Source organism: Anaerobacillus sp. 63XJN7_4_ISO-PGPR-S23-413, from assembly GCF_056173725.1.
Genome location: NZ_CM149688.1, coordinates 4,119,945 through 4,133,399 on the forward strand (window position 1 = coordinate 4,119,945; position 13,455 = coordinate 4,133,399).

13 protein-coding genes and 1 pseudogene are annotated in these 13,455 nt (G+C 43.5%); 5 read left to right on the top strand and 9 right to left on the bottom strand.

What is annotated here, in order from left to right:
• Positions 1–222 precede the first annotated feature (222 nt).
• Both AC0VYO_RS21290 and AC0VYO_RS21295 read right to left on the bottom strand, forming a co-directional pair.
• Positions 223–582, bottom strand: coding sequence for an SLAP domain-containing protein (locus tag AC0VYO_RS21290; protein WP_475366206.1), 360 nt, complete (start codon positions 580–582; stop codon positions 223–225).
• A complete protein-coding gene (locus AC0VYO_RS21295; RefSeq protein ID WP_283153281.1) occupies positions 566–1,627 on the bottom strand; it encodes an FUSC family protein in 1,062 nt (353 codons plus the stop codon). Before AC0VYO_RS21295 ends, AC0VYO_RS21290 begins: the two co-directional genes overlap by 17 nt.
• Before the next feature lie 100 nt (positions 1,628–1,727).
• Between AC0VYO_RS21295 and AC0VYO_RS21300 the strand changes: the two genes are divergently transcribed.
• The gene (locus tag AC0VYO_RS21300) at positions 1,728–2,354 is read left to right on the top strand and encodes a DUF429 domain-containing protein (RefSeq protein WP_475366207.1); all 627 of its coding nucleotides are present in this window, start codon (positions 1,728–1,730) and stop codon (positions 2,352–2,354) included.
• 24 nt (positions 2,355–2,378) lie between these two features.
• On the opposite strand, the gene AC0VYO_RS21305 is transcribed toward AC0VYO_RS21300, so the two are convergent.
• From AC0VYO_RS21305 to AC0VYO_RS21315, 3 genes are all read right to left on the bottom strand, one after another.
• A complete protein-coding gene (locus AC0VYO_RS21305) occupies positions 2,379–2,573 on the bottom strand; it encodes a hypothetical protein (RefSeq protein WP_194218264.1) in 195 nt (64 codons plus the stop codon).
• A gap of 55 nt (positions 2,574–2,628) precedes the next feature.
• The gene (locus AC0VYO_RS21310; RefSeq protein ID WP_371017887.1) at positions 2,629–3,102 is read right to left on the bottom strand and encodes a glutathione peroxidase; all 474 of its coding nucleotides are present in this window, start codon (positions 3,100–3,102) and stop codon (positions 2,629–2,631) included.
• 63 nt (positions 3,103–3,165) lie between these two features.
• A complete protein-coding gene (locus AC0VYO_RS21315) occupies positions 3,166–4,212 on the bottom strand; it encodes a class I SAM-dependent methyltransferase (RefSeq protein ID WP_475366208.1) in 1,047 nt (348 codons plus the stop codon).
• A gap of 157 nt (positions 4,213–4,369) precedes the next feature.
• Between AC0VYO_RS21315 and AC0VYO_RS21320 the strand changes: the two are divergent.
• The 3 genes and pseudogenes from AC0VYO_RS21320 (at position 4,370) to AC0VYO_RS21330 (ending at position 8,627) form a co-directional block, all read left to right on the top strand.
• Positions 4,370–6,116: pseudogene (locus AC0VYO_RS21320) on the top strand (B12-binding domain-containing radical SAM protein).
• 144 nt (positions 6,117–6,260) lie between these two features.
• The gene (locus AC0VYO_RS21325) at positions 6,261–7,709 is read left to right on the top strand and encodes an amidase (protein ID WP_475368224.1); all 1,449 of its coding nucleotides are present in this window, start codon (positions 6,261–6,263) and stop codon (positions 7,707–7,709) included.
• A 24-nt stretch (positions 7,710–7,733) separates the two neighbouring features.
• Positions 7,734–8,627, top strand: a complete 894-nt coding sequence (locus AC0VYO_RS21330; protein ID WP_475368225.1) for a DMT family transporter — start codon at positions 7,734–7,736, stop codon at positions 8,625–8,627.
• 78 nt (positions 8,628–8,705) lie between these two features.
• Here AC0VYO_RS21330 and AC0VYO_RS21335 read toward each other — a convergent pair whose 3' ends face one another.
• The 4 genes from AC0VYO_RS21335 to AC0VYO_RS21350 are packed head-to-tail and all read right to left on the bottom strand — an operon-like array spanning position 8,706 to position 12,314.
• Complete coding sequence (locus AC0VYO_RS21335; protein ID WP_475368226.1) at positions 8,706–9,452, bottom strand: IucA/IucC family C-terminal-domain containing protein; 747 nt, start codon at positions 9,450–9,452, stop codon at positions 8,706–8,708.
• Positions 9,442–10,242, bottom strand: coding sequence for an ABC transporter ATP-binding protein (locus tag AC0VYO_RS21340; RefSeq protein WP_475368227.1), 801 nt, complete (start codon positions 10,240–10,242; stop codon positions 9,442–9,444). The genes AC0VYO_RS21335 and AC0VYO_RS21340 overlap by 11 nt, the downstream gene beginning before the upstream one ends.
• Before the next feature lie 15 nt (positions 10,243–10,257).
• Positions 10,258–11,307 (bottom strand): FecCD family ABC transporter permease, encoded by a 1,050-nt coding sequence (locus AC0VYO_RS21345; RefSeq protein WP_371017893.1) that lies wholly within the window; start codon positions 11,305–11,307, stop codon positions 10,258–10,260.
• Positions 11,304–12,314 (bottom strand): FecCD family ABC transporter permease, encoded by a 1,011-nt coding sequence (locus AC0VYO_RS21350; RefSeq protein WP_475368228.1) that lies wholly within the window; start codon positions 12,312–12,314, stop codon positions 11,304–11,306. The genes AC0VYO_RS21345 and AC0VYO_RS21350 overlap by 4 nt, the downstream gene beginning before the upstream one ends.
• 166 nt (positions 12,315–12,480) lie before the next feature.
• Here AC0VYO_RS21350 and AC0VYO_RS21355 point away from each other — a divergent pair, with 166 nt between their 5' ends.
• Entirely contained in the window at positions 12,481–13,437 is a 957-nt protein-coding gene (locus AC0VYO_RS21355) for an ABC transporter substrate-binding protein (protein ID WP_194218257.1), read from the top strand.
• Positions 13,438–13,455 lie beyond the last annotated feature (18 nt).

Genomic DNA, 13,455 nt, shown 5'->3' on the forward strand with positions numbered 1-13,455 from the left:
TTTAATAGTTAGAAAATTTCAAATTTACTATATCATATTGTTCCTTTAATTGGTACAGGTTATTAGAACACCCTCTAAAAAGGAAAACTGTTATAAAACAAAAAAAGCCACATTTCTACTCGTTTCGTTTGCATTCGACTTTACCGATTCAAATCAATAACGTCGAATGAAAACGAAATATAGTAAAATGTGGCCTAAAATTTGTTTTCGTTTGTAAAATAATCAGGAAATACTCCAGTTCTTGAGAGAAGCTTGTCGAATCATCGTCTCTGGCGGAAAAATAAACGTCCATGGTACAGCTGAATGAGATGGAACGGTTAACTTATGGGTAAACCGTTCTGTTGCCACTAAGCGGTTATTTTCAAAATAAGAGAGCAGGCGATCATCTAATTTCCAATCACCCATACCATTTAGAATACAAACAGAAGCCAGCAGTTCATTTCGATGATTAAAAGCCACTCGAATTGGAACAAACTGAAGCTTTCCTTCTTGGATCGGGTTCTCTTCATAAATTTCCTGGATTCGTTTACGATCTTTGTCAGCTATCGTACGGTCCCACTTTTCTTCAAAGATCAGCGTCACGTTTTTCACCTCTGTTCATGTACCTACTCTCTTTTTCTTCTAGAATCGACAAATCATCAATCACATCATTCAAGGAAAGCAACTCAAATATCACAATCATTTTTCCTGTAAAATGATGGCGGGGGTCTGTCGCTTCATCTCTTGAATCATCAAGATCATGAAATAGCTGATCGAGCTTTTCAATGCTATCGATATGCTCCTGTGTCAGCTGCGTAGAAGGGTTATGAAAAGCTTTGGAGATCGAACGACCGGCTTCAATAATGATGCGATGATCTTCGGGATCGATGCCATTTTTCGTATCGGTAAATAGCATATTTCCAAGATGGTAAAGGATCTTCTGCAAGTATTCCAGTTTTTTAAGAACAACAGAAAAGGTGCGAACTTCATGAATGCTATGCCTGCGGTATTTCCACTCTTCCCGCTGATAGGCAATTAATTTGTATGTTCGTTCAAGGTCACGACTTAAGCGCTGATATACGAGTGTTTGTCTTTTGGCATGCGGAAGATCTGCGATAATTTGATCTAGTAAATCACCAGCGTTGCGGTACAGTCGCTTTACACCTTGATTGATCATAGTATGGAATTTCGGTGGCATAACAAAGTAGTTTACTGCTGTTGAAACAACAATCCCAATGAGCGTCGTACTCAACCTTCCTACAAAAGATATCATATACTCTCCTGATGTATCGGGAATCATCGCAACTGCTGTTAGCGTTGCAACAAGCATACCGTCATCAAGTCCAAGCTTATGACAGGCAATAAGTGTGAAGGTTGCGGCTAGCGCATAAGTGAAGGGTGATTGATGGAGCATAGATTCAAATAGCATTGCAAATCCAGCCCCGATTGCAGCGGCTGGAAAACGCACGATACCCTTTTTAATGGAATCCGATGCGGTTGGTTCGACTGTTACAATTGCCGTGATCACAGCAAAGAGAACAGGAAGGCCGAGCGCATCACAAATCCACGCCGTCAGAAATGCAGCTAGTCCCGTCTTAAGAATTCGTCCACCAACAAATTTAAATACTTTGTGCTTGATATCTATCATACGAATCAGTCCGTTTCTATTCCTCCATTATAACGTACACTACTCGTTTACATGAACCCATTTTCCACTTATTGTTTAATTAAGCGAAAGGAGAGATGTTATGAAACGCTTTATCGGAATTGATTTATCAGGACCATCCAATACAAAGGATACCTCTATAGCGATCTTCCATGGAGATGATTCCGCGTTTTCCTTTCATCAGCTCATCGAAGGGGCAACAGATGAGGACATTTATCAGCAAGGAAAGCTTACACATAACACAATCATTGGAATCGACGCCCCGCTTTCTTACCAACCAGGTGGTGGCGATCGACCTGCAGACAGAGCACTCAGAAAAGCGATCGTTAAAATCGGGATGCGAAGCGGATCGATTATGACGCCAACGATGACGCGAATGGTTTATTTAACGCTTAGAGGAATCTCACTCTCGAGGACGCTTTCACCACATGCTACTATTGTGGAAGTGCATCCTGGAGCCGCGATCGGTTTGCGAGCAGCCAATATCGAATCTATTCTCGCTTATAAATCAGAAATGGAACATCGCTATCAGCTAAAGTACTTTCTCGAGCAAGAGGGGGTAACAGGAATTCCAGAAAAAGCACTCGAATCAACGCATTCTTTTGATGCGTGTCTTGCTGCTTATGCTACGTGGAGATGGGAGCATGGTCGATCGGAATTTCTATACGAAGCCAAACCACCTTTCCATCCATTCGACATGAGCTGTTAATAGGTAATTAAAAAACCCTGCGCACTAATTGCGTAGGGTCTCATCAAAGACTTTTGGAACGACGTCGCGAACGACAATATATAAAGTGCTTAAGAAAAATGCTGTAATTGCCATCGCAAATGAAGGAAACACATCCCATTCACGGTCCATGCTCCATCCACTGAGCATCGCTCCTGAAAACGTGCCAATCATATAGCAAAACGGAATCCACCATTTCATTTTGATTTATCACCTCAGAAATGATATACCCCGTTTCGACAAATTCCGAACCTTTTTAGAGCATTTCCTCAATATCTTTCTTAATAGCGGCTGGTTCTGTCTTTGGCTCATAGCGTTTCACGACATGACCATCTTGATTTACGAGGAACTTCGTAAAATTCCAGGGAATGTCGCCGTGTTCAACATCTGGCGCTTCGTGCGTTAAATAGCGATAAAGAGGATGAGCATCGCTACCGTTTACATCGATTTTCGCAAACATTGGGAAACTCACGCCATAATTAATGGAGCAAAATTCCTCAATATCATCCTTCGATCCAGGCTCTTGCTCTCCAAATTGGTTACAAGGAAAGCCTAGAATTTCAAACGGCTTGTCCTCAAGCGACGTATACAGCTCCTGAAGTCCTTCATACTGTGGTGTTAACCCGCATTTACTAGCCGTGTTGACGATTAAAAGAACCTTTCCGCTATATTCTGATAGCGGCATGTCTTTCCCTTGAAGCGTTTCTGCAGTGAATGAATGCACACTCATTTTATCCCTCCTATTCGTTGTCTCACCTCACTTTTATCATAGTTAAGCAAGAATCGCTAGTAATCAGCGCGCTCTTGCAATAATGCCGTTATGCACTTTAATATAGCCGTGCCTTACAATATCCATGCCGTTTTCATACGCATAGAGTCCCATTTGACGGATATCCATTAGCTCACGATACGTATGATTCATCATATCAGCCATCACATGATAATAAAGACGTGATTTCATCTGATTTCGAGGTGTTGTCATAATGACGTATCCATCATCTTTTACAAATTTGCGATGCCATTCTAAAATGGCTGGCTTATGTTCATCCGGCACATGTTCAAGCAAGCCTACACTTAGAACAATATCAAACTCTTTATGAAAATCGAGATCACGAATGTCTTTTACAAGATAGCTAATGTTCATTTGATCTTTGTACCAAACTTTTGGTCCGCCCGTTTGTGGATTTGTTCCAAGAAAGGGATACGTATTCGGAAAATGAGCAAAACGATCTGTTTTACAGAAGGCATCGTAATCTACCATGACAACTTCTCCACCCGGATACATCGCATGAAGCTGCATCGCTTCATACCCTTCGGCAGCACCAAGAAAGAGAATACGAGGATTTTTTACATCAAGTCCTTCAAAAAGCGCTCGCTTTCCACGCGGATCCCAAATCCCATCCTCGATGCGGTGCACATAATTCCAGAGAGATAAGCGTACCATCTCCCCCAGGCCATTCTTGACATCACGAAGATGAAAGCCTTTGAAGCTATCTTTTAGAGAAGACTTCAAGCGCTGCTGTTCGGCAGGTACATCTTGCATAAATAGATTGTGAAATGAGCGATTAAAAAACTCCCACGAGGTTTTCACAGGCATATCCTGCTTATGTTCAGACTCCCAATCTAGACGCTCTTTCGCGAGCTTCTTCACTTCAAACGGCCTTCCTACCTGTTTCCAAGACATTTGCGACCAGTCGCTTACCATATTTGCATTCACAAAGCGATCGAGCTGTTCATTCCTCGGATTCCTTAAATCGACACGATAACTCGGCAGTAATGCTGTGTATTCAAAGTCTTGTTCCGAAAAAGGGTGTTCAGGCGTTAATGAAGCAAGTTCCAATTAGCTCACTCCTTATTTTTTCACTTATTTTCTCACGGAAACGCTTTCATTACAAACATTTTACGAATATGCCGACAAATGATCACGATAACCTATCTAAATTATTTGTGATGAAGGTGATATAATAGAGAAATTAACGATCAGGAGTTGGAAAAGAATGAAGATTGTAGTAAGTACGTTAAATGCGAAGTTCATCCATACGTGTCTCGCATTACGGTATTTGAAAGCCTCTGCTGCCCCAGATTATGATGTACAAATGGCAGAATATACGATTAAAGATCCGATTATGAATATTGTAAGTGACCTCCACAGTATGAAAGCTGATGTCATTGGATTTAGCTGCTATATCTGGAACATTGAAGAGACGATTCCTGTCATTGAAATGTTAAAGAAAGTAAATCCATCGCTCACGATCGTACTTGGCGGTCCTGAAGTCTCATATGATGTGTATGAGTGGCTCGATCGTATTCCTCAGGCTAATTATATTGTTATGGGAGAAGGAGAAGTGACGTTTAAAGAACTGCTTCAATCAATTGAAACAGGAGAATCAGTTGAAAACGTAAAAGGGATTGTTTACAGAAAAGATGGAAGTAATCATATTAATCCACCAGCACCAAAACTAAGCTTAAGTGAGATTCCATCGCCTTTTCGATTCGAAGAAGACCTTGCTGATCTCGGTCGCCGCGTCACTTACGTTGAAACGAGTCGGGGATGTCCTTATTCCTGTCAATTCTGTTTATCCTCTATTGAAGTTGGCGTAAGGTATTTTCCTGTAGATCGAATGAAGGAAGAGCTGCGTTTCTTAATGGATAATGGGGCAAAAACGATTAAGTTCGTTGATCGAACATTTAACATTAGACGAAACTACGCGATTGATATGTTTCAATTCCTTATTGATGAACACCGCCCTGGCTGTGTGTTTCAGTTCGAGATCACGGCTGATATTATGCGACCTGAAGTACTAGAATTTCTCAATCGCGAAGCTCCGCCCGGACTCTTCCGATTCGAGATCGGTATTCAATCAACCAACGATGCAACAAATGAACTCGTGATGCGAAAGCAAAACTTCGAGAAGTTGGCACGAACGGTGACAATGGTGAAAGACGGCGGCAAAATTGATCAGCACCTTGATTTAATCGCTGGACTTCCTGAAGAAGACTACGCTTCTTTCCGAAAAACGTTTAACGACGTTTTCTCCTTCCGTCCGGAAGAGCTGCGAGCTTGGCTTTTTGAAAATGCTACGCGGCACAGGTGTCCGTCTAAGCGCTGAGAAACATGGCTATCTTTACATGGATCATGCACCTTATGAAATTCTTGGAAATAACGTTCTTTCCTTTGATGACGTTATTCGCATTAAGCAGGTAGAAGACGTGCTAGAAAAATACTGGAATGATCATCGTATGGACGCAACAATTGAGTATCTTGTTACGGAAGTTTTCCAATCTCCATTTGATTTCTTCCAAGGTTTCGGCAGCCATTGGGAAGGAAAAGGCTGGTCACGAATTGGTCATCAGCTAGAAGATTTATTCCGACGCCTGGCTGACTTTATTGAGAAGCATGCTCCAGCTCATCATGACCGCGTCACATCACTTATGAAAATCGATTACTTATCAAAGTCCAAAAAGAAGCCTCGTACGGTGTGGTGGCGTGATCGCCTTGAGAAAGAAGAAGAAAACGCCCTATTGAAGCTTGTAAATGAACAACCAGCTTTGCTTGGAGAAGACTATCAAGTGTTAAACCTATCAGAACGAGAACTGTATAAGCATACAGTAATCGATCTGTTACCGAGCTCAGAAGACGGGCAAATACAGAAAACCATTTTACTCGTTTACTATCATCCGAAAACAAATGAGCGTAACGTGTTTTATGGTGTTCTTCCTTCAGAATCTTCCGTTGCGTTGTAAGACTGAAGGGAAAAGGCATTTCGACATAGATGAAATGCCTTTTCTATTGAGTGACGTCTCGATTTAAAGGATTTTGTACGTTCAAGACGAATACAGTAATGTACTGATGCCGGAGGGTAGGCCGGTAAAATATGGAGGGATAGCATGAAACTATTAGAAATGGATGCCTTGTCCCTATCGAAGAAGATTTCCAACAGAGAAATTTCATCGTACCATGCCGTTAGAACGTATATTGAACACCTGAATGCCATTAACCCAGCCTTAAATTGCCTTGTAGAAGATCGCTTTGATCAAGCTATAGAAGAAGCTAGAAAAGCAGATTATACCCTCACTACAGGAGATGCTAAAGGGCGACTGTTTGGCGTTCCAATTAGTGTAAAAGAGTGCTTTCATGTAGCGAACATGACGACAACAGGTGGCCTCGGGTATCGTGCAGGATCTCGCGAGAAGAAAGATGCTGAGGTTGTCAGACGCCTTCGCGAAGAAGGTGCCATCATACTCGGAAAAACGAATACACCTTCCCTTTGTTTTTGTCAGGAAACGGATAATAAGCATTACGGCAGAACGAATAACCCGTGGGACACCTCAAGAACAGCAGGTGGATCCAGCGGTGGGGAAGGTGCTTTGATCGCTGCAGGCGGTACCGCAGTTGGTCTCGGTGCTGACATCGGCGGCTCGATTCGATTCCCCTCACATTTTAATGGCATTATTGGCTTTAAATCCGGCAATCGTCAGGTATCTCAAGAAGGAAATTTTCCTTTTGTTGACAAGCCAGAGCAAGAACGCATGCTAGGAATTGGTGCGATGAGCAAGTCTGTTCAAGATGCGAGATTAATTAACCAGATTATCGCTCATGAACAACCACCTGAACGTAACCTTGCAGATTTTAAACTCGTCTACCCAGTTCCTCACCATCGCTATCCGATTAATCGTGAAACGTTTCAATTGATCACAACCATAAAGGATGCGTTTGATGGCGAGCTTTCTGAAGAGCAGGCAAATCCCCCATTTTTTGAAGAAGCCGCTCTTATGTGGCAACAAATGATGTCGATCGACGGGGGAGCCGATATGGCTAAGCTTATGTTAGAAAACGATAAAGCAAGTCCAATCGGTGAATACATGAAGGAAAAGCTTTTCCGTAGTTCAGATGTACATCCCTACTTATCGTGGGCGCTTATTGGAACGAAGCTTTTCAAGCCTAACCAAAAACAAATTAAACAAATCCATGCTTCGCTAAAGCGTGGAGATGAGATTTTAGAAGATTATTTGGACGACCGAATCTTAATTATGCCAGTCTATCATTCACCGGCACCGCTTCACGGAGAATTGTATCAAGAACTTTTCTCCATTCGTAAAACCTTCTTGAACTATATGCCTTACATTGCGTATGCGAATGTGTGGGGGCTCCCTTCTCTTACAATTCCAATCGGAACTAGTAAAGAAGGCCTTCCAATCGGTGTACAGCTAGTAAGCCGCGTTGGTCATGAAGAAGCGCTTTTTCAGCTAGGGGAGCAAATTGAACAGCGCATCGGCGGGTATAACCGCTGTGTGCAGCATGATCAAAAAGCCGAGGCTGAAGCAGAACTCGTTTAAGTCGTAATGGAGGATTGAATCCCATTGTTTAAAAACCAACATACGAAGCCATACATCGCCATTATAATCGCGATCCTATTTATCTCCACTTCCGCCGTCATCGTCAAGCTAGCAACTGCTCAAGCTTCGATTATTGCGATGTACCGTCTCGTTTTTGCCATACTTATTATGCTACCGATTATCCTACGAAGCTATCGAAACGCCTTTCGTCATATTAAAGCTTCTGATTGGGGATTCGGAAGTCTTGCAGGCGTTAGTCTCGCCTTTCACTTTATTCTCTGGTTTGAGTCGCTCAACTACACGTCCGTTGCAAGCTCTGTTGTTCTTGTCACATTACAGCCGCTGTTTGCCTTTATCGGTACGTATCTTTTCTTCAAAGAAAAACTCACCCTTCTAGCTATTGCTGGAGGGGTGACCGCTGTGACCGGCTCTATTCTGATCAGCTGGGGGGATTTCAAGATTAGTGGAATGGCTCTGTGGGGAGATCTTTTAGCCCTGACGGCATGTGCCATGGTAACTGGATACCTCTTGTTCGGTCAGAACATTCGAAAGCGTCTGGATCTGATGCCATACACCTTTATCGTGTATGGCATCGCTGCTCTTACGCTTATCATTTATAACGTTGTATTACGCTACCCGTTCTTTTCTTATCCAGCTACAGACTGGGGATATTTCATCTTGCTAGCGATATTCCCAACGCTTCTCGGTCATTCTCTATTAAATTGGGCTATGAAGTGGGTGAGCGTGAATGTCATTTCAATGAGCATCCTATTTGAACCGATCGGAGCTAGTATTCTCGCCTATTTTATCCTTGGCGAAACATTGCATACGATGCAATGGATTGGTGGCGGAATAATCATTGCCGGTCTTTATCTCTTCATAAGAAGCTACACCTCCAAAAGAAAACTGAAAAAATAGCTTGGCGTCCCCCGAACGGGGGACGCCAAGCTATTTCGACAGTATTCGAGCTAAACCGGGTGGTGCCTGTCACCACTCCTAGCGCGCTTTAGGACACGTCTTACAGCACGCGCCACCTTCCGATACTTGATCGTACAAACAGCAAGTACGGCGGAAGCGGATCTCTCCTTCTTCACGCTTCACTTTCTCTGAATAATACGGCATGAACGGGTTTGCGCCGCAGGTGAAACTTGTGCAGTTAAACTCCGTGAGAAGGAAATGAAAGTCTTCTTTAGCTCGACGCACTTGTTCCTCATTTCCTTCAGATGGCATCAGAGTTTCATAGAGCCAGAACAAGTAAATGGACACATTCTCCCATAGAATCGCCGCTGATAATTTCGTCGCTTTCACCATTGCTTCAACAAACGGAGCAAGGTTCTCGTTAATCAGTTTATTGGCAAGTGCTACTCTTATTTCAACACGATCTTTCTGATTAGTGGTGACGTCTACGTCGTTATCAATCATAAGCTTCATCATCCAGGGCTCCGCATCTGTATTAACTTCATAGCAAAGCTCATCAGTTCCAGCCAGAATCGCTTTATCCCACATCGTAAAAGCATACAGTATCGGCACAACCGTCATAAAACCATATCTTTTCATAAACTGTGATCCCGCCACAATTATAGATGGAAAATGGCCTTCCTCCACGAGCTGTTCAAGAAGACCTTTTAAGTGATGCTCATCGTGTAGCTGCACTAAACTTGCACTGCTTTCACCCACAGTCAGGCGAAACTGTTTCAGCCTTTCTTTCTCGTCTCTCGTAAACACCGGGTGCTCAGCGACCATTTACCTTCCTCCCTTTGCCATGTGGTACACAAAGCGGTGTACCGAATAGCGGATCCTCGATAATGTCACATTGAAGCCCAAACACATGCTTCACAAGCTCTTCATTCACGATCTCTTCAGGTTTCCCCTGATCATAAATGCCCTTATCCTTCACAGCAATAATATGGTCGGCATAGCGACAAGCGAGGTTTAAGTCGTGAAGAACCATTAGAATGGTCCGGTTATCCTCTTTATTCAATTCAAATAGTAAATCGAGTACCTCCACTTGGTGAGCGAGGTCCAAGTACGTTGTTGGTTCATCAAGTAATATAATATCCGTATCCTGAGCAAGGGTAAGCGCGATCCAGGCACGTTGCCGCTGTCCTCCAGAGAGGGAATCAACATTACGCTCAGCAAACTCTTCCATGTGCGTTGCTTTTAGCGCGTTTTGAACGGCATCTTCGTCCGCTTCAGACCATTGACTAAACCACGTTTGATAAGGATATCGTCCTTGCTTAACGAGCTGCAGAACTGTGAGGCCTTCAGGTGCGACTGGTGACTGTGGAAGGATAGCCATTTTCCGAGCGATTTCCTTTGTTGGCTTATTCGCAATAGCCTCTCCATCAAGAACAATTCCTCCAGAATGCGGCTTTAGAAGTCGAGCTAGACTTCGTAATAGCGTTGATTTGCCACATCCATTTCCACCAATGAGAACGCTCATCTCTCCTTTAGGAATCAATAAGTTCAGCTGATCGATAACGGTTTGTTCTCCATATCCAAGCGTTAAATCTTTCGTTTGCAGTGCGTACACGTCGCCACCTCCTCATCATTTGTTTCTCGATCGAATCAATAAATAGATAAAATACGGTGCTCCAATCGCCGCTGTGAATACACCAGCCGGAACCTCCAAAGGTGAAAAAAGCGTGCGGCCAATTAAGTCAGCAATCATCACAAGTATACTACCAACAAGCGCAGCCACCGGCACAACTACACCGAAAGACGATCCGACGAGCTTTCTCGCAATATGCGGTGCCATTAAACCTACGAATCCGACTCCACCAGCAAATGCAACAGCCCCTCCTGCAAGCGCCGTGCTAATTAGCAGTAACGCAATGCGGTCTTTTAAAAGCATCGCTCCTGCACTTCTTGCTACATCATCACCAAGCTCTTGCAAATTCACCCGTCTTGAGTAAACCATTAAAATAATCATCAGAACGACTACCCACGGCAGCAGTGTCAGAACATCCTGGCCGTTCGTTCCGTGAACACTTCCCGTTATCCAGATGTTTGCATCAGACGCTCTGTAAATAGGACCGATAATCATCAATAATGTCGTTAGCGCCTGCAACAATGCCGTTAACCCTATCCCAATCAGCACTAATCGAATCGGTGAAATACCATTTTTCCATGATAAACCAAACACAAGAAATCCTGCTAAAATAGCGCCGATAAAGGAAGCGAGCGGCAACCATTGAATGCTTACCGTAAGGGCATTCGCTTTATCACTAAAGATCGTAAGAAAACCAATCGTCGCAAGTGCACCGCCCCAAGTGATGCCAAGAATATCAGGTGACGCAAGTGGGTTCCGAATCATTCCTTGAAGAATAGCGCCAGATACAGCAAGGGCCGCTCCAGCCAAAATGGACATGGCGATTCTAGGAAAGCGGAACTGCTTCACAACAAGCTCATTCATCTCATTCCCATAACCAAATAGCGCCTTCACCACTTCATCCGGGGTCATAAATATCTCCCCAAGGCCAATACTAAGTAATGCGATGATGATAACAGCGCCAGTCAGTCCTGCTATTACCCAAAGCGAGCGGCGATCTAGTAGAAAAGAAACAGCTTTCATTCGAAAGGAAGTGTATTTCATCATAGCTGTTTAAACTCCCTTCGAGCAATATAAATGAAAAATGGCGTTCCGATGACAGCCGTTAGTACACCAACCGGCGCTTCAAGTGGCATAATTACGTACCGAGCGGAAATATCAGCTGATAACAAAAGAATCGCCCCAATGATTGCGCTGTACGGAATGACCCAACGATAATCCGGTCCTGTAAAAAAACGAGCAACGTGTGGTACGACGATGCCAATAAAACCAATCGGTCCGGCTACGGCTACTGATCCTCCGGCAAGAAAAACGATAAAAAGTGCTGCGAAAGCTTTGACAAGCAGGGTACGTTGCCCAAGTCCTTTTGCGACATCTTCTCCAATCACCAGAGTGTTAATTTTCGGACTGATCAAAAGCGCACCGACTAAGCCAAGTCCAATGTAAGGAATAACCGAGTAAAGCATATTTAGACTGCGCCCTTCAATCGAGCCAGCAAGCCAGAAGAGAACATCTTCAAGCGCTTTCTCATTCAACACAAGCATTCCTTGCGTTAATGAGGAAAACATCGCCGCAATTGCCGCACCGGCAAGGGTCAGCTTCATAGGTGTAAGCCCTTCTCTACCAAATGAGCCAAGCACGTACACGACGATGGAGGCGAACGCAGCTCCAAGAAACGCTAACCAGCTAAATGCTGCAAGTGACGTAACAGAGAAAAAGGTGACCGCAATCACAATCACAAAACTCGCCCCCGCATTTACGCCTAATATGGACGGCGAAGCAAGAGGATTTCGAGTAATCGCCTGCATCAAAGCACCCGCGACAGCAAGACTTGCGCCTACGGCAGCCCCGATCAGTGCTCTCGGAACGCGATTTTCGATAATGATAATATGTTCATTGCTTCCATTAAACTGCGTAAAGGCTTGCCAGGCCGTTGTCCATGTAATACTTGTTAAGCCATAGACCACGCTCGCAAGCATCAGTATTATGACAAGCAACAAGCCAACTGCTAATCCGAACCATTTTTTATTCATCGAGTGTAATTTATGCGTCATAAAGGTTAATCCCTTTCTTTATCATCCTTTTTAAGTTTAAGAAAAGAATGAAAACGTGTCAATGAATATGAGAATCACTCTCATTTACCTGTTGACTAATTTGTGACAATTCAGTATGATTACATCGTAAATGAAAACGATTATCAATGACAAGGAGGATATACATATGTTAAAAAAAGGATGGCTCATCGTTAGTCTAAGTGTACTTATGATCCTTGCTGCGTGCGGCACAGGTGGGAATAATGAAAACGCTACTAACTCTAGTGGGCAAGAAGAAGAGTCTACTCGAACGGTTTCACATGCAATGGGTGAAACAGAAGTGCCAGAGAAGCCAGAAAAAGTTGTTATTTTAACTAATGAAGGAACAGAAGCACTACTTGCTATGGGAGTAACACCAGTTGGGGCAGTACAATCATGGCTCGGCGACCCGTGGTATGAGCATATTTCGGACGATATGAAAGATGTTGAAGTCGTTGGAACAGAAAGTGAAGTGAATCTTGAAGCTGTCGCTGCACTTAAACCTGATCTCATAATCGGAAATAAATTACGTCAAGAAGACATCTATGATCAGCTTAGCGCGATCGCTCCAACCGTTTACTCAGAAACGTTGAAAGGCGACTGGCAGGAGAATTTCAAATTCTACGCTAAAGCACTAAATATGGAAGACAAAGGCGAAGAAGTGATGAGTGCTTACACCGACCGCATTGACTCCATGAGTGAAGAACTTGGCGATCAGCTTGATCAAAAAGTGTCGGTTGTTCGTTTTCTAGCTGGACAAACAAGAATTTATTACAAAGACTCGTTCTCTGGCGTTATCCTTGAGCAGCTAGGCTTTGATCGTCCAAAATCACAGCAAAAAGAAGATTTTGCTGAAGAAGTAACGAAAGAACGTATTCCAGAAATGGATGGCGACGTGCTCTTCTACTTCACGTATGAAGCGGGAGATGGCGAAGCGAATTCCACTGCGGAAGAATGGACAAATGATCCATTATGGAACAATCTTCAAGTTGTCAAAGACGGTAACGTTCATGAGGTGAGTGATGCGATCTGGAATACGTCTGGTGGCGTCATTTCGGCTAACTTGATGCTTGATGATATTGAAGACGTTTTTCTAAGTAAATAAAGAAATAAGTGTAGCCCG

Excerpts from the sequence above, each read along its gene's own strand:
- AC0VYO_RS21295 (WP_283153281.1), bottom strand. The coding sequence starts at position 1,627 with ATGATAGATATCAAGCACAAAGTATTTAAATTTGTTGGTGGACGAATT.
- AC0VYO_RS21300 (WP_475366207.1), top strand. The coding sequence starts at position 1,728 with ATGAAACGCTTTATCGGAATTGATTTATCAGGACCATCCAATACAAAG.
- AC0VYO_RS21305 (WP_194218264.1), bottom strand. The coding sequence starts at position 2,573 with ATGAAATGGTGGATTCCGTTTTGCTATATGATTGGCACGTTTTCAGGA.
- AC0VYO_RS21310 (WP_371017887.1), bottom strand. The coding sequence starts at position 3,102 with ATGAGTGTGCATTCATTCACTGCAGAAACGCTTCAAGGGAAAGACATG.
- AC0VYO_RS21325 (WP_475368224.1), top strand. The coding sequence starts at position 6,261 with ATGAAACTATTAGAAATGGATGCCTTGTCCCTATCGAAGAAGATTTCC.
- AC0VYO_RS21335 (WP_475368226.1), bottom strand. The coding sequence starts at position 9,452 with ATGGTCGCTGAGCACCCGGTGTTTACGAGAGACGAGAAAGAAAGGCTG.
- AC0VYO_RS21345 (WP_371017893.1), bottom strand. The coding sequence starts at position 11,307 with ATGATGAAATACACTTCCTTTCGAATGAAAGCTGTTTCTTTTCTACTA.
- AC0VYO_RS21350 (WP_475368228.1), bottom strand. The coding sequence starts at position 12,314 with ATGACGCATAAATTACACTCGATGAATAAAAAATGGTTCGGATTAGCA.
- AC0VYO_RS21355 (WP_194218257.1), top strand. The coding sequence starts at position 12,481 with ATGTTAAAAAAAGGATGGCTCATCGTTAGTCTAAGTGTACTTATGATC.